We start from the raw sequence: 25,007 nt of genomic DNA, 5'->3' as shown, positions 1-25,007 counted from the left end.
CCAGACTAACCAAATCCTGCAGAACCTACAACAGTTGGCCTTCGTGAAGGAACGGCCTACAATATGGGCCAAACTCTGGGGACGACTCTGTGGATAAGACCATCAATCTGATCAAGCTGTCGGTCGGCACCGAAACGGTAGAGGGGCTGGCCGCGTGGCAACAGGATGCACGTGCGCGGGGCAAGGACGGTCTGCCGCGCCATATCACCCGCATGTGGCCCAAACGCGAGGCCAAGCTTCTGAATGGCGGTTCGATCTATTGGGTGATCAAGGGGCTGGTTCAATGCCGCCAGAAGATCCTGCGCCTGGATGAAGTGATCGGCGGCGATGGTATCCGGCGCTGCGCCATCGTCCTGCAACACGACGTGCACCGAACCCAGTCGGTGTTGCGAAGGCCCTTCCAGGGCTGGCGCTATCTGGCCGCCGAAGATGCGCCGCCCGATCTGCCCCATGGGCGCGATGACGAGGATGCCCTGCCTGCCGACCTGAACAGGGCGCTGGCCGAGATCGGGGTGCTGTAAACGCAAAAGGGTGAAATGCACCTGTCGCGACCGGGTTTTCTCGGCTAACATCAGTCCAAGTGCCAAAGGGCACGCCGGGCAAAGACCCGCATCGAGCAGGAGAGGAATATGCGCAAAGTGCTTCAGGCCATGCTGGCGATTGCTTTTCTGGCCAGTTGCGGCGGCGGTGTCGAACGTCGCCCCCCGGTGGTCCCGGCAACGGTGGACCCGGAAACCAATCTGCTGGTTTATCCCCGCTACGGCGATTCCAAACCGCACCCATGGGCGGGGCGTGCGCCCTATTCCTATCCGATCCACGGTATCGATGTGTCGCGATATCAGGGCGACATCGATTGGCGGCAAGTGAAATCCGCCGGGATCAACTTTGCATTTATCAAAGCCACCGAGGGCGGGGATTTCATCGATCCGATGTTCAAGGATCACTGGGCCGGGGCAAGACGGGCCGGCGTGCGCTACGGGGCCTATCATTTCTACTATTTCTGCCGTCCCGCCCATGAACAGGCGCGATGGTTCATTCAGAACGTGCCGCGCGGCACGTCCGATCTGCCCCATGTGCTGGACATGGAGTGGAACCATCAATCGCGCACCTGCCGCCTGCGTCCGGACGGCGACACCATCCGCGCCGAGGCCGAGATGTTTCTGGACATGCTCGAGGCACATTACGGCCGCCGTCCGGTGGTCTATACGACTGTCGACTTCTTTGCCCACAGCGGTATAGACCGGCTCAGGAATACCGAATTCTGGCTGCGCTCGGTCGCCGGACACCCGCGGCAGGTCTATCCCGGCGCGTTCTGGACCTTCTGGCAATATACCGGCACCGGCATTGTGCCCGGGGTCACTGGCCCGGTGGACCTGAACGTGTTCCGCGCCTCACCCGAGATCTGGCAACGCTGGGCAAGGTGAGCGCGCCATCACTCGACACGTTCGATCAACGCTTCGACGGTCCGTTTTTCCGCCGCCGTCACCGGTGCCGACCGGCTGCGCCACAGGGTCGCCTGGCTGCGCAGGATCGGGCTGTCGCTCAGCGGTTTCAGATGGTTGGCGCGCAGGGTTTCACCGCTCGAGGTGATATCCGCGATGGCCTCGGCGGTTTCGTTCATCACCGTACCTTCGGTGGCACCCTGGCTGTCGACCAGTTGATAATCCGCCACCCCGGCATCACGCAGAAAATCGCGCACCAGACGGTGGTATTTTGTAGCAATGCGCAGGCGGTGACCGTGAACGGCACGAAAGGCGGTCGCGACGGCATCCAGATCGTCCAGCGTGTCCACGTCGACCCAGCATTTGGGCACCGCCAGGATCAGGTCCGCATGACCGAAACCAAGCGGGGCGATTTCTTGCAGCTGCTGTTCCCACAGCGGCAATTTCTCAAGCACCAGATCGGTGCCGGTAACACCCAGATGGATACGCCCTGCGGCCAGTTCGCGGGGGATTTCCCCGGCGGACAACAGCACCAGATCGACCCCGTCGATACCGGTCACCGCACCGGCATACTCCCGGTCCGACCCGGTTCTGGCAAGCGAGATGCCGCGCTTTTCAAACCATTGGAACGTCTTGTCCATCAGCCGCCCCTTGGACGGCACGCCCAGTTTCACGCTCATGCCCCGGCCTCCGACAGTTCCAGCATCAAGCCCGGGCGCAATACGCCACCAACAGCGGGGATCTCGGCCCCACGCCCCAATTGCCGGGTCAACGCGTCATAGCGCCCTCCGGTTGCGATGGGCGGCAGGTCCGGGCGACGCTCGGCATAAAAACCAAAAACAAACCCGTCGTAATATTCCATCGAGGTCCGGCCATAACTGGCTTCAAAATCCAAGTTCTCGACGTCGATACCGCGCGCCTCCAACGCCACCATACGTGCCTCAAGCAAATAAAGCGCGGGGGTGATCGCCGGGAGATCCACGGCGATGTCGCGCAGATGCGCCAGCGCATAGGGCGCGGTTTCACGCACCGACAGCAATCCATCGAGCGCCGACATCTCGGTGGCGGACAGTGGCGGCACCGCGGCGTCTTCCTCCAGGGCGGCAACGCGGGCGGCGATTTCGGCGGGGCGACGGCGTCCGATCTGGGGCGCGGTGCAGTTCATCGGGTCGTCTGACGCCAGCAGCGCGGCGCGGCTGGGGGGCACAGGAAGCCGACCGGAAAAGCGATCCAGAAGCGCGCGAAACCGGCGCGGTCGCCAGATATGGCGCATCAGCGCCGCCTTGCGCCGCTCGGTCGTGCGCAGGCCCAGAACAGCAGCCATCAGAATGCCGATATCGCCGGTGGCGGCGCGCAATTGCAGCCCGGACAGAGCCTGCGCGATCAGGGCAAAGACTTCGGCATCCGCAGAGGCCGCGTTGTACCGGTCGAACACCTCGTATCCGACCTGGATGAATTCGCTGGACCGGTCAGGGTCATGCTCCTGACGGCGAAACACTTCGCCCGCATAGGTATAGCGTGCCGGTTCGGCCCCGTGTGCCATGTGCATCTGAACCACCGGAACGGTGAAATCCGGGCGCAGCATCTGTTCGCCCCGCAGCGCGTCGCTGGTGACATAGGCCCGCGCGCGGATGTCTTCGCCGTACAGATCCAGCAAGGTTTCCGCCGGTTGCAGGATCGGAGTTTCGATCGGCTGCGCACCGGCGGCTTCGAACTGGGCACGCAGGCGCGCGGCCTGCGCCAGGGTTTCGGCGCGGGTGGGCATCAGTCCTGTCCGATGCCGTGGCCGGCCAGGATCTCGCGCACCTTGGCAACCAGGTCGCCACGCGGAATTTCCACCTGGCTGGGGCGGTCTTTCCATTCTTCGAGCGTGGCGTTTTGCGCGATCTGCGCCCCCAGGATCAGATCCTTGACCTGCACGACACCACGGTCCTTTTCGTCGCCGCCTTCGATGATGGCGACAGGGCTGTTGCGGCGGTCGGCGTATTTCAGTTGGTTGCCAAAGTTCTTCGGGTTACCGAGATAAACCTCGGCCCTGAGACCCGCGCCGCGCAGTTCGGCCACCATCGACTGATAGTCGGCCATGCGGTCGCGATCCATCACCGTGATCACCACAGGGCCGTGCTCCGTGGCCGTGATACGCCCTTTTTCACGCAGAGCGGCCAGCAGGCGGTCGACACCGATCGAGATGCCGGTGGCGGGGACTTCCTGACCGGTAAAGCGTTTCACCAGATCGTCATAGCGCCCACCGCCCGCGACGCTGCCGAACTGACGCTTGCGACCCTTTTCATCGAAGATGTCAAAGGTCAGTTCCGCTTCATAGACCGGGCCGGTGTAATAGCCGAGGCCTCTGACAACAGAGGGGTCGATGACGATGCGGTCGGGGCCGTAGCCTTGTGCGGCAAGGAGCTTTGCGATCTGGCGAAGTTCTTCGATACCTTCGGCTCCAATTGCGGATTGACCGACTGCAGCCGTCAGGTTCTCGAGCGTTTGCTCGTTGTTGCCCCCCTTTGATGTTAAGAAAGCCAGAACGGGCGCGACATCTTCCATTTCTAGTCCAACACCGTCGATGAATGCACCCGACTCGTCTTTTCGACCCGTAGTCAGAAGCTCTCGGACGCCTACTTCTCCAACCTTATCGAACTTGTCGATCGTGCGCAGGACAGCATCTCGGTAAACTACTTCAACCGCATGAACGACCGCGTCCCTTCTGCTGGGTGAATTCGCCTCACGAACCCTTGGTTCCTCCATTTTGGCGAGTTCCATCATTTCCAGCACACCATTTAAAACTTTGCGGTTGTTGATGCGGATCACGTAATCGCCGCGCGCAATGCCAACCGCCTCAAGTGTGTCGCTCAGCATGGCGCAGATCTCGGCATCGGCGGCCATGCTGGCGCTGCCCACCGTATCGGCATCGCATTGATAGAACTGTCGGAACCGTCCCGGTCCCGGCTTTTCGTTACGCCACACCGGCCCCATCGCATAGCGGCGATAGGGGGTCGGCAGATCGTTGCGGTTCTGGGCATAGACCCGCGCCAGCGGCGCGGTCAAATCGTAGCGCAGCGCCAGCCAGTCGCCCGGCTTGTCGGCCTCGGCGTCCTCTTGCCAGGCAAACACGCCTTCGTTCGGGCGGTCCACATCGGGCAGGAATTTGCCCAGGGCTTCGACCGTTTCCACCGCCGATGATTCCAGCGCGTCGAACCCATAGCGATGATAGACACCGGCAATCTGCTGCAACATCTCGGTGCGCTGGGTGACTTCGGCACCGAAATAGTCGCGGAATCCCTTGGGCGTCTGGGCCTTGGGGCGGGGCTGTTTGCGGGTCTTGGCCATTTGGGGCGTCCTTGGGCAATCCGGTTGCCGCGCGGTCTAGCCCAAGGGCTGCACAGGGGCAAGGCAAGCCGATCCGGCATCGATGTCGCCGAAACGGCCGATACCGCGGACACCCGCACCCTTCAAGGTGATTGACCTGACCCTGGGCGACTGTATGACGGGCTGCAACGTTGGAGAGAAACACACCATGCAGCAGCTGGAAGAAAAAGTCGCCCATCTGATCCGCGCGGTGGACGAGCTGAGCGATATTGTCACCGCGCAGCAGGCCGAGATCGACCGCTTGACGAGACGGGTGGAAATGCTGATGCGGCGCGAAGGCGAACGCGAAGCGCAGAGCGGCGGTGGCGTCGTGCTGGGCGACGAGCGGCCACCGCATTACTGACCCAAAGACGCACCTGTGCTGCGCAGCAGCGCCCGCGAACCGACTGACAACGGCAGTCGGCCAAAACCAGGATTGTCGTCAGCGGCCCCCCAGGTTGCTGAAAACCGATAGCCTTCAGGCCAGGGGTCGGATGGGTCGAGCATATGTTGGTAGATGCCCGCGATCCATCCCCGGCCCGAAAGCGCCGTTCCGGTCGGAGACCGGTCCACTTTGCCGTGCCGATGGTGACGGCGGCCCTCTGCCTCGGGGTGTTTTGGCGGCACCAGCAGGTTCACGTGTCGAAAACCCCGCCGCGCGGCTCGTTCAGGACAAAATGCCGGAGCGCCTGATCATGGCGATCCAGCGTTTCCGCTCCCAGATCGTATCGCCGGGAGGTGGCGGAACGCCGCCAATAATCACGTCGCCTGCGGCAGGGGCGGAAATCACGCGGACCGTCTTCGTGGACCGCATTCAGAGCGCCTTTACCAGCCGCAGGGCATCGTAAACCGCAGCGTGGGTATTGCGGGCGGCGATGGCATCACCGATGCGAAAGAGTTGATAGGCCCCTTCTGGATTGCGGACGACATCCTGTGCCCGGCCTTCGATCAACGCTTCGTAATCGACCTCGCCCCGGTTCGTCGCGCCATCCAGCAGCTCGAAGTAGAGGTGGTCCAGCGGTCGCGTTCCGTGATTGATCACAACCTGATCGACCCGCCTTTCACGTGTGACCCCGCCATAGTCGCTGCCGATTGTGGCGACAAGCTCATTGCCATCGCGACGCACCGCGTCGAGCTTCCAGGTCACGGTGAAAGTAACGTCGCGCTGTTGCAATTCACGCATGGCGGGGGTGAGCGACATCGCCATGACCTCTGGTGCAAAGCTGCGGTCGCGGGTCATGATCTCGACCGACGCACCGGTTTCGGCAATCTTCTCGGCGGCCTGCAATCCTGCATAATCGCCCGCGTCGTCATAGATCAACACGTTGGAACCGGGGCGCACATCTCCCGAAAGGATGTCCCAGGTCGACACCGCAAGCGCATTGCCCACTTCGCACACTTCGGTGTGTGGCAGGCCTCCGGTGGCCACGATCACGACGTCCGGCGTGTCCGCCAGAATCATCTCCGCGTCCGCCAAGCTGTTAAAGTGAAAAGCCACGCCCATTCTGGTGCATTCCTCGAACCGCCACTGGATGAGCTGGATCATTTCCGCCCGTCGCGGGGTCTGAGCGGTCAGGCGGACCTGTCCGCCCGGATCGTTGGCGGCCTCGTGGACGATAACCTGATGGCCGCGCTCGGCAGCGACGCGCGCCGCTTCCAGGCCCGCAGGTCCGGCACCGACGATTACCAGCCGACGACGGGTGTCCGCTCTTGCGGCCACATGCGGTTCGGTCAGCTCGCGCCCTGTTGCGGGGTTGTGCAGGCAGAGGGCCATGCCCCCCTGATAGATGCGATCAAGACAGTAATTTGCACCGACACAGGGTCTGATGCGATCTTCCTCGCCACGCAGGATTTTGGCGACGATATGCGGATCGGCGATATGCGCGCGGGTCATGCCCACCATGTCGAGCTTGCCGCTGGCGATGGCGTGGCGTGCGGTCGCCACATCCTGGATCTTTGCGGCATGAAAGGTCGGGAATTTCGTCGCGGCGCGGATTTCACCGGCAAAGTCCAGATGCGGACTGGACCGCATTCCCTGCACCGGGATCACATTCGTCATCGCGGCATCGCTGTCGATATGTCCGCGGATCACATTCAGGAAGTCGACGAGCCCGCTGGCCTTGAGACGGTGCGATATCTCCAGGCCTTCCTCTTTTGTGATGCCACCGGCCATGTCCTCATCCGCGACATAGCGGATGCCGACGATGAACTCTGGGCCAACCCGATCGCGGATGGCCTGCAACACCTCCATCGAGAACCGCATCCGGTTTTCCAGACTGCCACCATATGCATCCTGCATAGAATTGGTCGCGGGCGACCAGAATTGGTCCAGCAGATGGCCATAGGATTGCAGCTCGATCCCGTCGAGCCCCGCCGCCTGCATGCGTTCGGCAGCATCGGCATAGTCCGCAGTAATCCGCTCGATGTCCCAAAACTCGGCCCGTTTGGGAAAGGCGCGGTGCGCCGGTTCGCGTTCATGACCGGCCGAGACCACCGGCAGCCAATCGGCCTTATCCCAGCGGGTGCGGCGGCCAAGATGGGTGAGTTGGATCATGACCGCGCAGTCATGATCGTGGCATTCATCGGCGAGCTTTTTCATCCAGCCGACCACCTCATCCTTCCAGACCAGGATGTTGTTGAAGACCGGCGGGCTGTCGCGGGCAACCGAGGCCGAACCTGCCGTCATCGTCATTGCAACACCGGCCCGGGCCCGTTCGACGTGATAGGCACGATAACGGTCCTTTGGCATGCCATCTTCGGGATAGGCCGGTTCGTGGCTGGTAATCATCAACCGGTTCTTCAGCGTCAGGTGTTTCAGCTTGTACGGCTGAAGAAGAGGATCGTTCGACATGGCACACCTCCGTTACGGTCCCACGAACATTTGCGATAATGTTCACTTATGTCAAGTCAAAGAGCATAGCTGCATATTCTTATTGCCGCTTATGGTGAGTAACCTTATGATTCAGCGCATGAGCACCGCACAGGACACCCAACCGCAAAAGACTTCGGGCTGGCGAGGCTCGCGCGAACTGTGGCTTGGAGCGGCAAAGCAGGCCTTCCTCGATACCGGGCTCAATGCGGTGAAAATCCAGCCTCTGGCGACACGCCTGGACATCTCGCGCACCAGTTTCTACTGGTTTTTCAAAGACCGGGATGCTCTGCTTGATGCGCTGCTCGAGGATTGGGATGCAAAGAACACGGGGGCCTTTGTCACAGCCTGCCATGGTTATGCCGAGACGATCGCGGAGGCACTCCTGAATCTGATTACGGTCTTTCACGACGAGAGTCGGTTTGAACCACAACTCGATTTTGCCGTTCGAGGATGGGCCCATCAGTCCGATCACGTCATGGCACGTGTCAATGCGGCAGACGCGCAACGGCTTGCGGCCATACAGGCGATGTTCGAACGCTTCGGCTTTGCCGTTGGAGATGCCGACGTGCGGGCGCGCACAGTCTATCTTGTGCAAATCGGCTATATCTCGATGCAGGTTCGCGAAGACCAGGCGACCCGCATGAAACGTGTGCCCGCCTATGTGAAAACCTTTTGCGGCGAAACCCCGACGGAAAGCGAGCTCGCCCGGTTTCACGCCGGGCTGGGGTTTATCCCCACCTAAAGCAATTCGCAAAATATCTGGCGTCAAAACAGGAGAGAGCCAGCCTGGTCTCAGAATGAAAGCCAGCGACAGGCCTCGTCAGGTCCCGGTGCGGCAATCTCTCAGACAGGCGACTTCCTCAAGCACCCGGTCCAGCACCGTCAGGAACATATCGACGTCTTCTGACTCGATGGTCAGAGGGGGACGAACCTTGAGGATGTTGTCAAAGGGGCCTTCGCACCCAATCAGGATACGGGTATCGCGCATACGGTTCTTGACGTATTCCGCGATCTCGGTTCCCGGTGTGCGCGCGACGGGGTCGGACACCAGATCGACCCCGAGAAAAAGACCATAGCCGCGCACATCTCCGATGATTTCGTATTTCTTTTGCAGATCCGTCAGACCTGCCTGCAACCGATCCCCCATGACACGGGCGTTTTCCATCAGCCCTTCGTCGTCAACGATATCCAGTACTTCTTTGCCCATACGGCAGGAAAGGGTCGAACCGCCAAAGGTCGAAAAATACTCGGGGCCCTCGGCAAAGCGATCCGCAATCTCTCGGGTGGTGACCACCACGCCCAGCGGGTGACCGTTGCCGATGGGTTTTCCCAGAACGACGATATCGGGGACCGCATCCTGCTGTTCAAAGCCGAAATAATATTCGCCCAACCGCCCCAGTCCGGTTTGCACCTCGTCCGCGATACAGATCCCCCCGGCACCCCGGATGCGGCGATACACAGCGTCCAGATACCCTTTTGGCGGAATGATCTGCCCGCCAACACTGGGAAAGGTTTCGGCGATGAACCCGGCCAGTTTGCCCCCGCGTGCCGCGATGGCGTCCAGCGCCGCATCAACCTGCGCGGCATATTTCTCGGCCCGGTCGGGATCATCGCGCCTGTGCCGCCCCCGGTAGTCGTCCGCCACTTCGATCAGATGGACCCAATCGGGCTGCCCGGTGCCGCCCTCGGCGTTGAATTTATAGGCCGAGATGTCGATCGCTCCGGTGGTGTTGCCATGATACCCGTGATCCGGTGTGATCATGTCCTTGCCACCCGTGGCCGCGCGGGCCAGCCGCAGCGCCAGTTCGTTGGCTTCGGATCCCGAATTGACAAAGAAACACACCGACAGCCTCTCGGGCAGCTTTGATACGATTTTCTGCGCGAATGCGTTTTGCGCCGGATGCAGATAGCGGGTATTGGAATTCATCCGCTTCAACTGATCGCTCGCGACCGCCTGGATGCGCGGATGGGCGTGACCGACATGTGGGACGTTGTTGTAGGCGTCCAGATACGGGCGTCCCCATTGGTCAAACAGATGATGCCGCCATCCGCGCACCAGCAGGACCGGATCGGCATAACTGAGCTTGAGATTGTGTCCGAACAGGCGTTCGCGGTCAGACCGCACAGCACTTTTGGAGGCCGGAGCATAAGCGACCTTGGTGTCGGGCAAATTCATCAGTGCCGCCGGATTTGGACAGATGGCACCCCAAAGGTACATCTCGTCAGGGTCGGCGGCACCGGGCCAATCCTCGCCCATTCCATCGGTGGTGAGAGCCAGCTGAAAATGGACATGCGGCGCCCAACCTCCCGACTGGGCGACATCGCCCAACCGCGCAAAGGCTTCGCCGCGGGCAAGGGTCTGGCCAACGCTCAAGCGGTCACAAACCTCTGGGTTCAAATGACCATAGAGGGTAAAAAACACATCGCCGTCAGGAGTTTCGTGCTGCAGGATGACAAGGCCACCATAATCCAGATGGCTGGTGCGGTTCTCGACTGTGTGGACTGTCGCTTCAAGCGGCGCGTGCAGCATCGTCTGCGACGGCGCAAAGGCATCAACCGCCAGATGGACGGTCCGCCGGTTTGAGGCCTTCCAAGGCCCGCGCCGAAATGCTGGAGCGGTGTAGATCAGGCGCGGTTCATTGTAATATCCCAGCCAGATGCGACCGTTGTCGTCGAACTCCTCTCCGATACGGGCCGCCTCTTTGGGTGGCAGATCGAACGGGTTCTGGGGGCAGGTCGCGTTTTCGACCGACAGAGACCCCATCCGTGCATCGCCCAGATCGGTCCCCATGATCGGGGCAAAACGGCCCCGCTGGCCATCCAGCCAGCCCAGAATGCGGGGAGCGGCCTCGGTCACCGGCAGACCGCAGGCGGCACGCAGCCGGGCATTGATCAGCCCGGCATTGACGCGCTCTTCTTCGAGAAAGGCCCAGGCCGGTTTCTGCGAGATCACCACATAGGGATCGTCGGGGTTTTCCACGGCCATCTCGGTCGAATTGACCACGCTGACCGCCAGCCGCATCCGCAGCAGCGGCCAGATCAGATCGACTTCGGTCGTGGTCAGCGGATGCGCCGAATGGTACCCGGCAACAACGGCCGCCAGAACCGCTTCAGGATCCTTCTGATCCAGAACCATGTAGGCGCAGGAAATCGCCAGATCGCAGATGCGCGGGCTGGCGCACATGTCGCCAAGGTCGATCAGCCCGGTCACATGCGGCGGCGTCGTCAAACATCCGTCGACTATGATATTGTAATCGTTCACATCGTTGTGGATCGCGACATCGGGAAGATCTGCAAGGACCGGCTTGATCGCGATAAAATCGGTAACGATATCCTGGATCAATGCACGGCGGTCCGGTTCGGCAATCACCTCAAGCCGCCCGGCGATCCAGTCCCCTTGCGGCAGGTTCCATTTGAAGTCGCGTGCCAGCGCGGGATGGGTAAAATCCGCCAAAGCCCTGTCCATCGCCCCGACAGCATGACCAACACCGGCCAACAAGTCCGGCGTATGGGGTTTGAAATTCGCGAAGGTCCGACCTTTGACCTTTTCCAGCACCCAAACCAACCGCTCCGCGCCGGTTTCGTCGGGAACCAGGGCATATAAATCCCCGCTGCTGGTTTTCACGATCCCCGGCACCGTAACCTCGGGCGCATGGGTGGCGACATGCTCAAAGGCACGGCATTGCAGGTCGATGAACGCGGTCTCGCACCCCGGGCGCATGACCTTGAGCACGTGGCCCGGCACACCGGACGCCAGAAAGTTCAGGTCATACTCGCCGTCAAGCGGCGACAGCTCTGCCGCGATACCCCAAAGATCCTGCAAGACCTTCTGCCAATGCGTTACCATGCGCGTTTCTCCGATGGTTTTCAGGTACGATCCGCCGCTGCCGTCAGTCGGCGGTCGGTCATCGGCCCCAAGAGTTTTGACAGATCAGATATCGAAGGAAACTCCCTGCGCCAACGGCAGTTCCGCGGAATAGTTGATGGTGTTGGTCGCGCGCCGCATATAGCCCTTCCAGGCGTCCGAACCGCTTTCACGTCCGCCTCCGGTTTCCTTTTCACCACCAAAGGCTCCGCCGATTTCCGCGCCGGATGTTGCGATATTGACGTTGGCAATTCCGCAATCTGATCCAGCGGCGCTGATAAAGGTCTCGGCCTCGCGCATGTCCATGGTAAAGATACAGGAAGACAGCCCCGCCCCGACGGCGTTGTGCCGTGCGATTGCGTCGTTCAATTCGGTGTACTTCATCACATACAGGATCGGGGCAAAGGTTTCCTCGCAGACCACCCCGGACTGCTGCGGCATCTCGACCAGCGCCGGACGGGCGTAATATCCGTCCTCTGCCCCGGCCACACTGACGCGTTCGCCGCCGGTCACTACACCGCCCAATTCACGCGCCGCCACCAACGCGGCCTGCATCGCCTCAAACGCCCCGGCATCGATCAGGGGCCCGACCAGCGCGTCGCTGTCCAGCGGGTTGCCGACCGAAACGCTTTCATAGGCAGCCCTGAGCGCCGGAACCAACTGGGCGTATACGGTTTCATGGACGAACAGGCGCCGCAGGGTGGTGCAGCGCTGACCAGCCGTGCCCATCGCGCCAAAGGCAACCGCGCGCAGCGTCATGTCCAGATCGGCACTGGGCGTGACGATCCCGGCATTGTTGCCCCCCAGTTCAAGGATCGAGCGCCCGAAACGTTCGGCGACTTTGGGTCCGACGATCCGGCCCATCCGGGTCGATCCGGTGGCCGAAATCAGCGCCACATCGCGGTTTTCCACCAGCGCCGCTCCGACATCGCCGCACCCGTTGATCAGCGAGACCAGCCCCTCGGGCGCATCGCCAAACCGGTCCAAAGCCCGTTTCAGAATTGCCATCGACCCCATCGCGGTCAGCGGAGATTTCTCGGATGGTTTCCAGATCACCGGATTGCCGCAAACGAGCGCCAGCGCCGCGTTCCAGGACCAGACGGCGACGGGGAAGTTAAAGGCCGAGATCACCCCGACCACCCCCAGCGGGTGCCATTGCTCCATCATCCGATGCCCCGGACGCTCGGTCGCTATGGTCAAGCCATAAAGCTGCCGCGACAGACCGACCGCGAAGTCGCAGATATCGATCATCTCTTGCACTTCGCCCTGCCCTTCGGACACGGATTTGCCTGCTTCGATCGACACAAGCCGACCCAGATCTTCCTTGGACGCGCGCAATTCCTCTCCCAGAAGGCGGATCAATTCACCCCGGCGCGGAGCCGGAACCTGGCGCCATGTGTCAAAGGCAGCCTTGGCCGCGGCCACCGCTCTGGCAACATCATCGGCAGAGTTTGCTTTAACCTGCGCGATCCGCTCGCCCGTCACAGGGCTGTCGATTGCAAGATCTCCCGCAGACCACGCCGCCTTGTCGACGCCCAGTCGGTTCAGGGTAGTTTCGGTCAGTGTCAACACGTTCATTGCAAACCTCATATCGATTACAGATGCTTAGCCACCGCCGGAACGGGCGTCATCGGGGACCAAGATGCCCCATGTTGAACCGGGAAAAAATCATTCAAACCGAATGAACGAATTCCCTGATGGAATGAATCACTCGCGGCCCACACAATGTTGCATCCACGCACAAAACCGCGCGACATGGGCGTTCTCGGTATTTGCGGGGGTAACAAGATAGTAATTGTTGCCAGTCGTGACCGTCGCCTGGTCAAGGGCAACCAGACTGCCGTCGGCCAACTCCCGTTCGATCAGGTAGGTCGGCAACAGGGCCGCGCCCAACGATGCGACGGCACCGGCGATGACCAGCGTGAATTGATCGAAATACTTGCCGCGACCGGCCGTCCGAGTGCCGACGCCTGCCTGTGCAAAATACGCCTGCCAGACCCCCGGACGGGTCTCAAGATGCAACAAAGGCACCTGCACCAGATCAGCTACGGTGCCAATGCCGTGGTGGGCGATGAACGCGGGCGAAGCGACCGCAATCATCGTTTCCGAGCACAACAGATCCATATCCGTGCCGGGCCAGTCCTGCTTGCCGAAGTGGATCGCCAGATCGAAATGTTCGCGATTCATGTCGAACGGCTCCAGCCGGGTGGCAAAGCTGATTTCGATATCCGCGTGTTGCGCCATGAACCCGGACAGCCGTGGAATCAGCCATCGGCTGGCAAAGGCGGGCAAGGTTGCCACGCGGATCGCAGCCCCGGTTGCACCCGCAGATATCGCCCGCATTACGGTTTGCCGGATGTTTTCCAGATCTATGGACAACTCGCTGACAAAATTCTTCCCTGCCGGCGTCAGAGCGACCCGCCGTCCGACCCGGCGAAACAGGGCTGTCCCGATGATGTCTTCCAACTCTTTGATCTGTCGGCTCACCGCGCTTTGGGTCAGGTGCAGTTCTTCTGCTGCAAGGGTGAAACTTTCATGCCGCGCCGCGCATTCAAAGCTGCGCAACACCGCATGAGACGGCAAGAACCGCCGCTGCAAGGCGGGATTTGGATTTGGCATTGTCATCCAGACTGTATCCAAAACAGGCACGTAAACAGATCGAGATCCTGCCTGCTACTTAGCGCCCGCCACAGTCCGGTTGCAACTCGCAACCCATGCATTCAACTCATCAAGCTATACCAAAAAACTGATTTTTTTGACTGCGTGACGCCTGTATGGCTTTTCTATTGCAGATCGGCAGAAGGATACGGGGCATGAAAGACGCAGCACCCAATATGGATTTCAAACGCGCTGATCGCATCGCGAACATTACCTTTTCCCAAATTGCACAGATTTCCGAGGCGGCAGCCCAGATGCGTGCCCAAGGTCAGGATGTGCTTGCCCTGGCAACGGGCGAGCCCGATTTTGCCACACCGGCCCATGTCTGCGACGCCGCTACTGCCGCCATGGCTGCGGGGCAGACCCGCTATACTCCCACGGCGGGCACACCGGCCCTGCGGGACGCCGTTGCCGAACGGGCCGGGGTCGATCGCGACAATGTCCTGATATCCACGGGCGCAAAGCAGGTGTTGTCAAACCTGTTTCTTGCCAGTCTCGATCCCGGTGACGAAGTCATCTGCCCGACACCGTGCTGGACCAGCTATCCCGATATCATTCGATTTGCCGGGGGCGTCGTGCGCGAGATTTGCTGCGGCGCCGATCAGGGCTACAAGATCACGGCGGCACAGCTCGAAGCGGCCATTACGCCCCGCACCCGTTGGGTGCTGCTGAACTCGCCCTCAAACCCCACCGGAGCGATGTATTCGCAATCCGAAATCCAGGCCCTGGGTGCCGTGCTGCGACGCCATCCACATGTCTGGATCGCTTCGGACGAGATCTATCAGCACATTGCCTATGCAACCTTTACTTCGGTACGCGACGCCCTGCCCGATCTGGTCGGGCGCACGGTGGTGATCAACGGCGTGTCCAAGGCCTATTCGATGACCGGATGGCGTATCGGCTGGGCAGTCGGCCCCCAAGCGGCGATCCTGGCGATGCGGGATGTGCAGGGTCAAAGCACCTCCGGGGCCTGTTCGATTGCCCAGGCCGCTGCCTGCGCAGCCTTGCTGGGCAACCAGGCCCTGCTCGCCGAGCGCGCCGCGATCTTTCGCAACCGCCGGGACCGGGTTGTTTCTGCGATCAATGCGACCCCCCTCCTGAGTTGTACGGTACCCGACGGGGCATTTTATGTCTTCGCCTCATGTCAGGCCACGCTGGGTCGGGTAACACCCACCGGGGATCGCATCGAAACCGATGTCGATTTCTGCCGCTTTGTTCTGGCCGATCAGGGTCTGGCGCTGGTGCCCGGCAGTGCCTTTTCGCTTCAAGATCACTTTCGCCTGTCCTATGCCTGTTCCGACGCAGACCTGACCGATGGCATGGCGCGTTTGCGCCGGGCAACCGAAAAACTGATACCACCTGCAGCGTGATCCGGCTTCGACCACCCTTGCCCTGACAGAAAAGACCCGAAACATGGACCGCGCCCAGATCGTTCACGAAAATTTCCTTCGCCGGGTCGCTCAGGCGGACTTGCCACAAGGCAAACCTGCGGCGCAGGGGCTGTCCGATCCTGCTGCGGTTGGCCTGTTTCGCAGCCAGTGCCTGAGCCGGGCACTGGACCGCCGCAGCCGCGCCATGCAGGCGGCGGGTCAGGGATTCTATACCATCGGATCATCGGGGCACGAAGGCATGGCGGCCATCGCGGCAGCGCTGCGCCCCACTGACATGGCGCTGTTGCACTACCGCGATGCCGCGTTCCAGATTCAGCGTGCCGAACAAGTCCCCGGCCAATCCGTCGCATGGGATATGCTGCTGTCGTTTGCCTGCTCAAGCGAGGATCCGATTTCTGGCGGCCGGCACAAGGTGCTGGGATCCGCCGCGTTGAATATTCCGCCGCAAACGTCGACCATCGCCAGCCACCTGCCCAAAGCGGTCGGGATTGCCTATTCTGTGGGCCTGGCACGACGGCATCCGCCCGAGTTTCGGCGTCTGCCCGACGACTCGATCGTGATGTGTTCCTTTGGCGATGCCTCGGCCAATCACTCGACCGCGCAGGGCGCGTTCAACACCGCCCAATGGACCGCCTTTCAGTCCGTGCCTCTGCCGTTGCTGTTCGTTTGCGAGGACAACGGCATCGGCATCTCGACCCGCACACCAAAAGGGTGGATCGGTGCCACCTTCGCAAATCGCGCCGGTTTGCGCTATTTCAGCTGCGATGGGCTGGACATCTACGATACATACCGCGCCGCGACCAAGGCCGCCGATTTTGTGCGCCATCAGCGCAAACCGGCGTTTTTGCATGTGCGGACCGTGCGGCTGTATGGTCATGCAGGGGCGGATATGCCCACCACCTATCTGCCCCGCACAGAGGTCGAGGCGGACGAGGCAAACGACCCGCTGCTGCACTCCGTGCGCTTGCTCGGTGAAGCCGGTGCGTTGGACCCGAAACAGGCGCTGTCCATTTACAACGAGACCAGCGAGCGCGTGGCGCGTATCGCCGAAAAGGTCACGCAACGCCCGCGCCTGACGACCGCGACCGACGTCATGGCCAGCCTGATACCTCCCCCCCGCGCGTGTAAGCCGACAAACGGTCCCAGCCCCACAGCCCGCGCGCAGGCGTTTGGTGGCGACCTTCGCGCGATGGACGAACCGCAGATCATGTCGCGCCTGATCAACTGGGCGCTGACCGACCTGATGCTTGAACATGGTGAAATCGTCATGATGGGCGAGGATGTCGGTCGCAAGGGCGGAGTCTATGGGGTGACCCAAAAGCTTCAGTCCCGATTCGGTCCGGACCGGATGATCGACACGCTGCTGGATGAGCAGTCGATTCTGGGGCTGGCCATCGGCATGGCCCACAACGGATTTGTTCCGATCCCGGAAATCCAGTTCCTGGCCTATCTGCACAACGCCGAGGATCAACTGCGCGGCGAGGCGGCCACCCTGCCGTTTTTCTCATGCGGGCAATACACCAACCCGATGGTGCTGCGCATTGCCGGGCTGGGGTATCAGAAAGGGTTCGGCGGGCATTTTCACAATGACAACTCGGTGGCGGTGCTGCGCGACATTCCCGGCCTGATACTGGCCTGTCCCAGCAACGGCAGCGACGCCGCGCAGATGCTGCGCGAATGTGTGCGCCTGGCGCGCGAGGAACAGCGGCTGGTGGTGTTCCTGGAACCCATCGCTCTGTACCCGATGCGCGACCTGCACGAGACCGGCGACAATGGCTGGATGCAGCGCTACCCCGATCCGACAGAGCGCATTGCGTTCGGCGAGGTCGGACAGGTCGGTACGGGCCGCGATGTCGCAATCGTCACCTTTGGCAACGGCACCTATCTGTCCTGTCAGGCACAAAAGACACTGGCGGAACAAGGAGTCGCGGCGCGCATCGTCGATCTGCGCTGGCTGTCGCCTTTGCCGGAACAGGCGATCCTGGACGCCATATGCGATTGCGGCGCTGTGCTGGTAGTGGATGAAACCCGCAAGACCGGTGGGCTGGCCGATGCGCTGGTGGCTCTGATCGCGGAACGTACCGCCCTGCCCCATGCCCGTTTGAGTGCCGAGGACAGTTTCATTGCAACCGGACCGGCCTATGCCGCCACCATGCCGTCGGCATCTGGTATCGTTCAGGCCGCCCGCGATCTGGTGGAGGCACAGAAATGACAACAGCCGTCGTCATTTGCCCGGGACGGGGCACCTACAACCGGGGCGAACTGGGCTATCTTGCGCGTCATTTTCCCGATCCGTCGCTGCTGGATGCCTTTGATGCACACCGCGCCGCTACCGGACAGGATGGCCTGCGCGCGCTGGACGGCCGTGACAGGTTTTCGGCTGCAACCCATACGCGCGGTGACAACGCGGCCGGGTTAATCTATGCCGCGACCCTGGGCGATTTCCTGTCGATCAAAAGGGACGAAATCGAGATCGTCGCGGTGACCGGCAATTCCATGGGCTGGTATTCGGCGCTGGCCTGCGGCGGAGCGCTGTCAGCACAGGACGGGTTCCAGGTTGCCAACACCATGGGCACGCTGATGCATCGTGCCATGATCGGCGGACAGCTGATACACCCATGGGTCGATGCAGACTGGCACCCCCACCCGGCCCGCAAGGCCGAGTTGATGGCGCTGGTCGGCACGATCAACCGCCGGGACGGGCACGATCTGTTCCTGTCCATCGATCTGGGCGGCATGCTGGTGCTGGCCGGAAACGAGCCGGGTCTCACCGCTTTCGAAGCCGCGGTAGAGCCGGAACAGGACCGCTTTCCAATGCGGCTGGCCCATCACGCAGCATTTCATACGCCGTTGCAGGCCCCGGTTGCGCAGCAGGGACGCGCGCACCTTCCGTCAGGGTTTTTCCGTCAACCGACCTTGCCCCTGATCGACGGGCGCGGCACGATCTGGTGGCCCGGAGCCAGCGACACCGAGGCACTATGGGACTATACATTGGGCGCGCAGGTGGTTCAGCCCTATGATTTCAGCCGTGCCATCACCATCGCCGCGCGCGAATTTGCGCCCGATCTGTTCCTCATTACCGGCCCTGGCACCACCTTGGGCAGCGCGGTGGCTCAGTCCCTGATCCTGGCGAATTGGCAAGGTTTGACCGACAAGTCGTCATTCCAGACCCTGCAGAACACAACGCCCGTCCTGTCATCCATGGGGCGTGACGATCAACGCGGATTGGTATGCATCTGACAACCCTCAGGCCTTGGCCAGTTCAGCGACCAGGGCATCGGTTGTCCTCTGGCGGCAATAACCGTTGATCGTGGAAATCGAATTCTCCTGTCGTGCCGGGCTATAGGTCAGGCAGGCATCCGTCACCTGCGTCACCAGATATCCCAGATCACAAGCATCCCGAATGGCGCTTTCGACACATTGGTCTGTGATCAGCCCGCTGATCACCAGTTGCTTGACCCCCAGGTTGCGCAGCACATAGTCGATATGGGTCGAGACAAAGACCGAGGACGAGGATTTCGGCAGAACGATTTCATCCTCATCGGGCTTCAGCGCGTCGATCACCTTGCCGTCCCAGGATCCTTTCGGCACATTGAAGCCCGTGATCTTGTAATCCAGGCTGCGGTCGCGCCCGTCCAGCGTCAGGCTTTCGATGGTGGTGTACATCACTTCAAGGCCGGCGGCGCGACAAGCGGTCTGAAGCCGCTGCATATTCGGGATCACCCGGTTGTCCAGTTCGTCGAAATACCAGCCGTATTTTTCGGTCATCTCGGCGTCGGACAGGTTTGCAAACTCGGCGCCCTTTCGGTCGGCGCTAAAGTTCTGCACATCGATGAACAGCAGCGCCGTGTGTTTCGGATCAAGCGGAATTTCCCGGCTGAGGGCCATGGTCGTCATCCTTTCAAAAGGTCGTCGATCGCAGCGCGCAACAGGTTGGCCCAGCGGGCCTGACCCTGGCGGTCGGCGATCAGATCATTGCGAATTTCGATCAGGCTGTGGGGCAGCCCGCTGGGTTCGCCGTGGCGGGGCACGAACCAGTCCGAGGCATCCTCGATTTGATAGGGCTGGTTCATCCCGATGGTCAGCCCGGGATCCAGCGCCAGCAGCGCCCTGCGCAGATGCGCGGGGGTTTGCGCATCGCCGCGAAACAGAAACGCCACATCCCATGGCCGCACCACACCGGCGAGCGTGGGTGTGAAACTGTGGATCGAAATAACGGCACGGCGCGCAGGATGCGCCAACGCGTGGGTGACGGCCGCCTGATAGGGCGCGAATATCTCGGCAATGCGGCGGTCGCGATCTTGCGCCGACAGGTGCCCGTTGCCTGGAACGGGGATTTCGTCACTGACGCCAGGCATTGCGTCCGGCGCGTCAGGGGGACGGTTGCAATCGATCACCAGACGGCTGTAATTCTGCAAGACCGCTGGCGCGCCCATCGCCCGCGCCATCAGGCAGGTCACCGCTGCGGCGCCGATATCCCAGCCGATATGCCGGTCCAGATCGCCCGGTGCCAATCCAAGACCGGCAAGCGCACGCGGAACCGCCTGTCCCGCATGTTCACAAACCAACAGAACCGGATGTTCGCTGGCTGCATTCACGACCGTGACGGGTGCCGGGTCATCGGCTGACAGCATCATGCTGTGTGTGGAGCTGACGGCCTGCCGGGTCACACTTTTTCCGCCTTCAATGCCGCCGAGGGGATGAGCCCGTTGGGTCTGAACAACAATACGATCACAACCAGACACAGCCCGATCGGATCTCGGAATTCCTGCAATTCCTGTGGCAGAAACGCCGCCAGATAGATTTCGATAGCCCCCAGAAGAAAGCCTCCTGCAACCGCCCCGCGCAGCGACCCCAACCCGCCCAGGATGGCGGCAATAAAGGCTTTCAGAACCGGGGTGAAGCCCATCAACGGATCGACCGATGCCCGTTGGCTCACCCAAAGAACCGCCGCCACCCCTGCCAACAGGCCAGACAGCGCAAACGCCCCTGCGATTACAGTATTTGCGCGAATGCCCATCAGCCGCGCAACCGAAAAATCCTCAGCCGAGGCCCGCATCGCGATGCCGGCCTTCTGGTGTTTCATGAACCAATCAAGAAAAATCAGCATCACAACCGTGGTGACAATCGCCCCGATCTTGTTGATTCCAATGATCAGCCCGCCGAACCGGATGCTGTCGGATAGGAACTGCGGCAGCAGAACCGCCTGCGACCGCGCCGAAATCAGGTTCTGAAACAGCACCTGAAGGATCATTGCCACGGCGAAGCTGGTCACCAACATGGTTGCGCCCGAGGCGTTGCGCACCGGACGAAAGGCGATGCGCTCCATCAATACGGCGGCAACGACTGCGGCGCTGATCGCCAGTGCAACCGAAATCGCAAAAGGCAACCCAGCCAGCCCGCAATACATCAGTACATAGCCGGAAATCGTCATCAATTCGCCATGGGCGAAATTGATCAGCCCCATGATCGAAAACACCACCGCCAGGCCAAGTGCCAACAACGCATAGGTTCCCCCCAGCGCAAAGGCATTCACGGTTTGCTGCAGAAACAGGTCCATATCAATCGGCTCCCAGGTATGCGGAATGAAGCGCATCGGAGTGCGCTAACTCGCCTGTCGTGCCCGAGACGACGAACTGACCGCCAGCCATCAGATAGCCACGGTCAGCAACCTCCAACGCCATGGCGACATTCTGCTCGACCACTGCCAGCGTCACCCCCTGATCGCGCAGCAGCAGGATCAATTCGAACACCTGCTCGACGATCTTCGGCGCCAGCCCCAGTGACGGTTCGTCCAGCAACAACAACCGGGGACCGCTCATCAGCGCGCGCGCGACCGCAAGCATCTGCTGCTGTCCCCCCGACAGGGTTCCGGCAAACTGGTCGCGGCGCTCGTGCAGGATCGGGAACAGGGAATACACCCGGTCCCATGCCGCCGCAATTGCCGTCTTATCTCGGATGCCATAGGCGCCCATCATGAGGTTTTCCGCCACACTCAGCGTCCCAAACACCCTGCGCCCTTCGGGTGAAAGGGTCAGGCCCGCAGGTGCCAGCGTTTCCGGAGCGTTGTGCGTGATGTCCCGGCCATCGAACACGACCTTGCCGCTGGCCACCGGGACAAGCCCCACCAATGCGTTCATGGTCGAGGACTTGCCCGCCCCATTGGCCCCCAGAAGGGCGATGATCTCGCCCTCCCGGATCTCGAAGTCGATGCCGCGCACCGCCTGGACCGGACCGTAATGGACATGAAACGACTGTACAGACAAAAGCGGTGCCACGGCGTCAATCCTTACTGCATGCGCGGCGCTGGGATCAGCGCGGCGTCCGGAGAAGGTTGACCCAGCAATTCGCGGTCGCCGTCCTTGACCCGGATCAGCGACACCTGACGCACAGGCATGCCATCGGTGCCCTTGTAGGTGATCAGGCTGGTGGCCCCCTGGACATTCTCGAGATTGGCGATGGCGTCGCGCAAAGCCGTCGGTTCGGTCGAACCGTCAACCGCCAGAACTGCAGCTTCAAGCACTTTGATCAGATCATATCCCACGGCGCTGAAAACCGTTTCAGGCGACTCGCCCCTGGCCGCCTCATAGGCCGTGTTAAAGGTTTCCAAAGAGCTGCCTGGCGTGGGATGGCCTGCCGTGGTGAAGACAAGTCCTTCGGCCACATCTCCGAGCGAAAACGTGGTCGGGCTGTCGATACCGTCCGAACCGATGATCTGGCCGGTCACGCCCGCCGCGCGCAGGGCCTTGATCATCGATGGGAAATCCGGCTCATATGCCGAGGTCATGATCACATCAGGCTGCGGATCCAGCGCCGCAACGGTCGTCGCAATCGCGGAAAAGTCCTGTTGCCCAATCGTATTTGTTGCCTGCCCCGCCATCGCGCCGCCCAGCTTTTCGAAAACCTCGGCAAAATACAGTGGCATGGTGGTGTACTGGGTGTCCGGCGAATAGATGATATAGGCGCTGCGGTGCCCCTGATCCCAGGCCCATTGCGCCGACACGGTGGCCTGTACATTGTCGCCGGGGAAGTTCGAGAACATGTACTCGCCGCCGATCATCGGCAAGGTGGGCGAAGACGCACAGGTTGAGATGGCCGGGATTTGGGCTGACGAAATTACGCCGATGGCAGCCAACGCCGGATCGGAATCGCAGGGTAACACAATCACCGAAACGCCCTGATCCACAAGCTCCTGTGTCGCGATCGACGTCTGCGCCGCGTCCGAACGCACGTCCTTTTCGATCAGTTCGATCGTCACCTTGCCGCCGATCCCGCCAGCGGCATTGATCTCATCGACCGCCAAATGCATGCCCACCGAAACCGGCACATCCGCATAGGCCAGCGCCCCGGTCTGGGCCGTAGCCACGCCGACGCGCAGTGTATCCGCAACCGCCGGCAGCGCCGCAAGCGTCGCTGCAATGGTGGTTGAAAGAAGAAGTTTTCTCATGGGTCGTCCTCCGTCTGTTGTCTGAACTGTCGGCTGGTGTCAGCCGGCCAGTTCGGTTGCAGGTCCGGGTTCATCCCGGTTCTTTGGTTTGGTTTTCTTGCCCGGCTTGCCGCGACCGAGATAGGCCTCGATCACCGCAGGGTCCTGACGTATATCGTCCGGCGTACCTTCGGCGATCAGACGGCCTTCGTTCAGTACGATGATGCGATCGCACAACTGGTTGATCAGGGTCAGATCGTGGTCAACCAGCAAGATCCCGATGCCCAGATCACGTGTCAGACCACGCAGGGTGTCCATCAAGGCATCGGTTTCCAGGCGGTTCATGCCCGCCGCAGGTTCATCCAGAAACAGCAGGCTGGGCCGGCAGGCCAGCGCGCGCGCGATTTCGACACGGCGCTGATCGCCATAGGACAGCGTGCCAGCACTCTCTCCGGCCAGTTGCGCGACATTCAACCGGGCCAGCGCCGCCCGCGCCCGGGAATCCGCATCCTCGCCGCCATGTGTCGAGAGGGCGGCGACAAGCACGTTCTGATGCACTGACAAATCCGGGAACAGGCGAATGTTCTGAAATGTACGCGCGATCCCGTGTTCGACGATCTTATGGGCGGGCACCCCGTTAAGTTTGTTTTGCCCCCGGATCGCGGCGCCCTTGCTGGGCCGCAACACGCCCGAAAGCATGTTCAGCAACGTCGTTTTTCCCGACCCGTTCGGTCCGATCAGGCCCAGGATCTCACCCGGCGTCAAGGTCAGGGAAACGTCGTTCACGGCCACCAATCCACCAAACTGCATAGTCATGTTGCTGGCTGTCAGACTGTCGCTAACGTGCACCTCTTGCAGCGCAGGTGCGGACCCGGAGGGCGGGCGCTTGGGGAACACACGTTCCTCCCATTCCTTAAGCCCCGCCAGACCGTCGGCCTTTCGAAACATAGCATACAGGATGATCAGGCCAATCCCGATCTGCGTGGTGCCAAATACCGAAGGAACATCAAAACCGGCGATCGAAAACCCGCCCTCCAACCGGCGCAGAAACTCTGTCACCAGCGTGATGACCACCGCTCCTGTCACCGCACCGGTGATCGTGGTCATGCCACCGACGATCAGCATCGCCAGCAACAGGAACGTGTCGTTGAAAAAAAACTTCTTGGGGCTGAAAGCCCCCAGGAAATGGCCCAGAAGCGCCCCGGCCAGCGCCATGACCGCGCCCGCCAGAACAAACGAAATCAATCGCTCTCGCGGGATGTTCACCCCCACCGCCGTCGCCGCAATTGCGTTTTCGCGCCCCGCCCTCAGGCGCAGCCCAGACCGCGAGTCCCGATACAAACGGGCCAGCACAAGCGCCAGGATCACACCGATCACGGCCGCCCAGATGCCGGTTTCGCGCGGAACGCCAAAGAACGACTGCGCACCGCGCGTCACATCTCGCCACCCGATGATGACCCCATGCACGATGATCAGCAGGCCAAGTGTTGAAATTGTGGCCGCCGACCCTTCGAGCCGCCCGATTGCCGCCCCGACCAACAGCGCAACCAGCGCCGTGACCCCCATCGCAATGACGGTGGCAGGCAGCAATCCCATCTCGGTCGTCGCCAGCCAGTCAGGCAGCTTGGGCAAAGTTGCGACCTTTAGTTGGGCAGGCAAGGTCAGCAAGGCCGAGACATAGGCCCCGATGCCCATGAACGCGACATGGCCAAAGCTGAGAATACCACTGTTGCCGCTGTAGATCCCGATGCCAACCACTCCGACGAGCGTAATGAAGAAAACGGTCAGAATACGCTCGGCCGCGGCTCCGAACATCGATGCGATCAAGGCAGCGCCAACGACGCCAACGACGATGGCCGAAATCGCGGCAAAGATCTGCAGACGTGGCGACGTGATCATGGGCAACCCTCGGATGAAGCCTCTTACAAATCTGATAGTATTTTTTCAAAGTCAATGTTTTTTTAAATATTGACTTTTTTCTTTCATCGTCGTTTCTGATGCC

General features: G+C 61.3%; 20 protein-coding genes and 1 pseudogene. 7 read left to right on the top strand and 14 right to left on the bottom strand.

Annotated features, from left to right (window positions below):
* Positions 1–89 precede the first annotated feature (89 nt).
* Together NANH_RS0115520 and NANH_RS0115515 are read left to right on the top strand one after the other, a co-directional pair.
* The gene (locus tag NANH_RS0115520) at positions 90–521 is read left to right on the top strand and encodes a DUF1489 family protein (protein WP_027262873.1); all 432 of its coding nucleotides are present in this window, start codon (positions 90–92) and stop codon (positions 519–521) included.
* Positions 522–629: 108 nt separating this feature from the next.
* On the top strand, positions 630–1,424 hold the full coding sequence (locus tag NANH_RS0115515; protein WP_027262872.1) for a glycoside hydrolase family 25 protein: 795 nt from the start codon (positions 630–632) through the stop codon (positions 1,422–1,424).
* A gap of 8 nt (positions 1,425–1,432) precedes the next feature.
* On the opposite strand, the gene hisG is transcribed toward NANH_RS0115515, so the two are convergent.
* The 3 genes from hisG to hisS are packed head-to-tail and all read right to left on the bottom strand — an operon-like array spanning position 1,433 to position 4,775.
* Entirely contained in the window at positions 1,433–2,122 is a 690-nt protein-coding gene (gene hisG / locus NANH_RS0115510) for an ATP phosphoribosyltransferase (RefSeq protein WP_027262871.1), read from the bottom strand.
* Positions 2,119–3,207, bottom strand: a complete 1,089-nt coding sequence (locus NANH_RS0115505; protein ID WP_027262870.1) for an ATP phosphoribosyltransferase regulatory subunit — start codon at positions 3,205–3,207, stop codon at positions 2,119–2,121. The genes hisG and NANH_RS0115505 overlap by 4 nt, the downstream gene beginning before the upstream one ends.
* Positions 3,207–4,775 (bottom strand): histidine--tRNA ligase, encoded by a 1,569-nt coding sequence (gene hisS, locus NANH_RS0115500; RefSeq protein WP_027262869.1) that lies wholly within the window; start codon positions 4,773–4,775, stop codon positions 3,207–3,209. The genes NANH_RS0115505 and hisS overlap by 1 nt, the downstream gene beginning before the upstream one ends.
* Before the next feature lie 187 nt (positions 4,776–4,962).
* Between hisS and NANH_RS0115495 the strand changes: the two genes are divergently transcribed.
* Positions 4,963–5,157, top strand: a complete 195-nt coding sequence (locus NANH_RS0115495; protein WP_027262868.1) for a SlyX family protein — start codon at positions 4,963–4,965, stop codon at positions 5,155–5,157.
* 236 nt (positions 5,158–5,393) lie between these two features.
* Here the strand turns inward: NANH_RS0115495 and NANH_RS29825 are convergent.
* Both NANH_RS29825 and NANH_RS0115480 read right to left on the bottom strand, forming a co-directional pair.
* Positions 5,394–5,607: pseudogene (locus NANH_RS29825) on the bottom strand (proline racemase family protein); the annotation flags it as partial.
* Entirely contained in the window at positions 5,608–7,644 is a 2,037-nt protein-coding gene (locus NANH_RS0115480; RefSeq protein ID WP_027262866.1) for an NADH:flavin oxidoreductase, read from the bottom strand.
* A gap of 118 nt (positions 7,645–7,762) precedes the next feature.
* Here NANH_RS0115480 and NANH_RS0115475 point away from each other — a divergent pair, with 118 nt between their 5' ends.
* Positions 7,763–8,407, top strand: a complete 645-nt coding sequence (locus NANH_RS0115475; RefSeq protein ID WP_027262865.1) for a TetR/AcrR family transcriptional regulator — start codon at positions 7,763–7,765, stop codon at positions 8,405–8,407.
* Positions 8,408–8,485: 78 nt separating this feature from the next.
* Here the strand turns inward: NANH_RS0115475 and NANH_RS0115470 are convergent, their stop codons facing one another.
* The 3 genes from NANH_RS0115470 to NANH_RS26340 all read right to left on the bottom strand — a co-directional run bounded on the left by NANH_RS0115470 (position 8,486) and on the right by NANH_RS26340 (position 14,155).
* Positions 8,486–11,512 carry an aminotransferase class III-fold pyridoxal phosphate-dependent enzyme gene (locus NANH_RS0115470; protein ID WP_027262864.1) on the bottom strand — a complete coding sequence of 1,009 codons (3,027 nt, stop codon included), beginning with the start codon at positions 11,510–11,512 and terminating at the stop codon, positions 8,486–8,488.
* 84 nt (positions 11,513–11,596) lie between these two features.
* The gene (amaB, locus tag NANH_RS0115465) at positions 11,597–13,108 is read right to left on the bottom strand and encodes an L-piperidine-6-carboxylate dehydrogenase (RefSeq protein WP_027262863.1); all 1,512 of its coding nucleotides are present in this window, start codon (positions 13,106–13,108) and stop codon (positions 11,597–11,599) included.
* A 129-nt stretch (positions 13,109–13,237) separates the two neighbouring features.
* On the bottom strand, positions 13,238–14,155 hold the full coding sequence (locus NANH_RS26340; RefSeq protein ID WP_211237095.1) for a LysR substrate-binding domain-containing protein: 918 nt from the start codon (positions 14,153–14,155) through the stop codon (positions 13,238–13,240).
* Positions 14,156–14,343: 188 nt separating this feature from the next.
* On the opposite strand from NANH_RS26340, the gene NANH_RS0115455 reads away from it, so the two are divergent.
* The 3 genes from NANH_RS0115455 to NANH_RS0115445 are packed head-to-tail and all read left to right on the top strand — an operon-like array spanning position 14,344 to position 18,819.
* A complete protein-coding gene (locus NANH_RS0115455; RefSeq protein ID WP_027262862.1) occupies positions 14,344–15,558 on the top strand; it encodes a pyridoxal phosphate-dependent aminotransferase in 1,215 nt (404 codons plus the stop codon).
* 43 nt (positions 15,559–15,601) lie between these two features.
* On the top strand, positions 15,602–17,791 hold the full coding sequence (locus NANH_RS0115450) for a dehydrogenase E1 component subunit alpha/beta (protein WP_027262861.1): 2,190 nt from the start codon (positions 15,602–15,604) through the stop codon (positions 17,789–17,791).
* Positions 17,788–18,819 carry an ACP S-malonyltransferase gene (locus NANH_RS0115445; protein ID WP_027262860.1) on the top strand — a complete coding sequence of 344 codons (1,032 nt, stop codon included), beginning with the start codon at positions 17,788–17,790 and terminating at the stop codon, positions 18,817–18,819. The genes NANH_RS0115450 and NANH_RS0115445 overlap by 4 nt, the downstream gene beginning before the upstream one ends.
* A gap of 6 nt (positions 18,820–18,825) precedes the next feature.
* Here the strand turns inward: NANH_RS0115445 and NANH_RS0115440 are convergent, their stop codons facing one another.
* The 6 genes from NANH_RS0115440 to NANH_RS26330 are packed head-to-tail and all read right to left on the bottom strand — an operon-like array spanning position 18,826 to position 24,904.
* Positions 18,826–19,467 carry an isochorismatase family cysteine hydrolase gene (locus NANH_RS0115440; protein ID WP_027262859.1) on the bottom strand — a complete coding sequence of 214 codons (642 nt, stop codon included), beginning with the start codon at positions 19,465–19,467 and terminating at the stop codon, positions 18,826–18,828.
* A 5-nt stretch (positions 19,468–19,472) separates the two neighbouring features.
* Positions 19,473–20,249, bottom strand: coding sequence for an N-formylglutamate amidohydrolase (locus NANH_RS26335; protein ID WP_245601460.1), 777 nt, complete (start codon positions 20,247–20,249; stop codon positions 19,473–19,475).
* Positions 20,246–21,139 (bottom strand): branched-chain amino acid ABC transporter permease, encoded by an 894-nt coding sequence (locus tag NANH_RS0115430; protein ID WP_027262858.1) that lies wholly within the window; start codon positions 21,137–21,139, stop codon positions 20,246–20,248. The genes NANH_RS26335 and NANH_RS0115430 overlap by 4 nt, the downstream gene beginning before the upstream one ends.
* Position 21,140: 1 nt before the next feature.
* Positions 21,141–21,857: an ABC transporter ATP-binding protein gene (locus tag NANH_RS0115425; RefSeq protein WP_027262857.1), complete on the bottom strand. Its 717-nt coding sequence runs from the start codon at positions 21,855–21,857 to the stop codon at positions 21,141–21,143.
* Positions 21,858–21,868: 11 nt separating this feature from the next.
* Positions 21,869–23,026 (bottom strand): ABC transporter substrate-binding protein, encoded by a 1,158-nt coding sequence (locus NANH_RS0115420; RefSeq protein ID WP_027262856.1) that lies wholly within the window; start codon positions 23,024–23,026, stop codon positions 21,869–21,871.
* A gap of 39 nt (positions 23,027–23,065) precedes the next feature.
* On the bottom strand, positions 23,066–24,904 hold the full coding sequence (locus NANH_RS26330; protein ID WP_051372441.1) for a branched-chain amino acid ABC transporter ATP-binding protein/permease: 1,839 nt from the start codon (positions 24,902–24,904) through the stop codon (positions 23,066–23,068).
* Positions 24,905–25,007 lie beyond the last annotated feature (103 nt).

The sequence above is a fragment of the Sedimentitalea nanhaiensis DSM 24252 genome, assembly GCF_000473225.1.
GTDB lineage: Bacteria > Pseudomonadota > Alphaproteobacteria > Rhodobacterales > Rhodobacteraceae > Sedimentitalea > Sedimentitalea nanhaiensis.
This window is presented reverse-complemented; position numbering and strand designations above follow the sequence as displayed.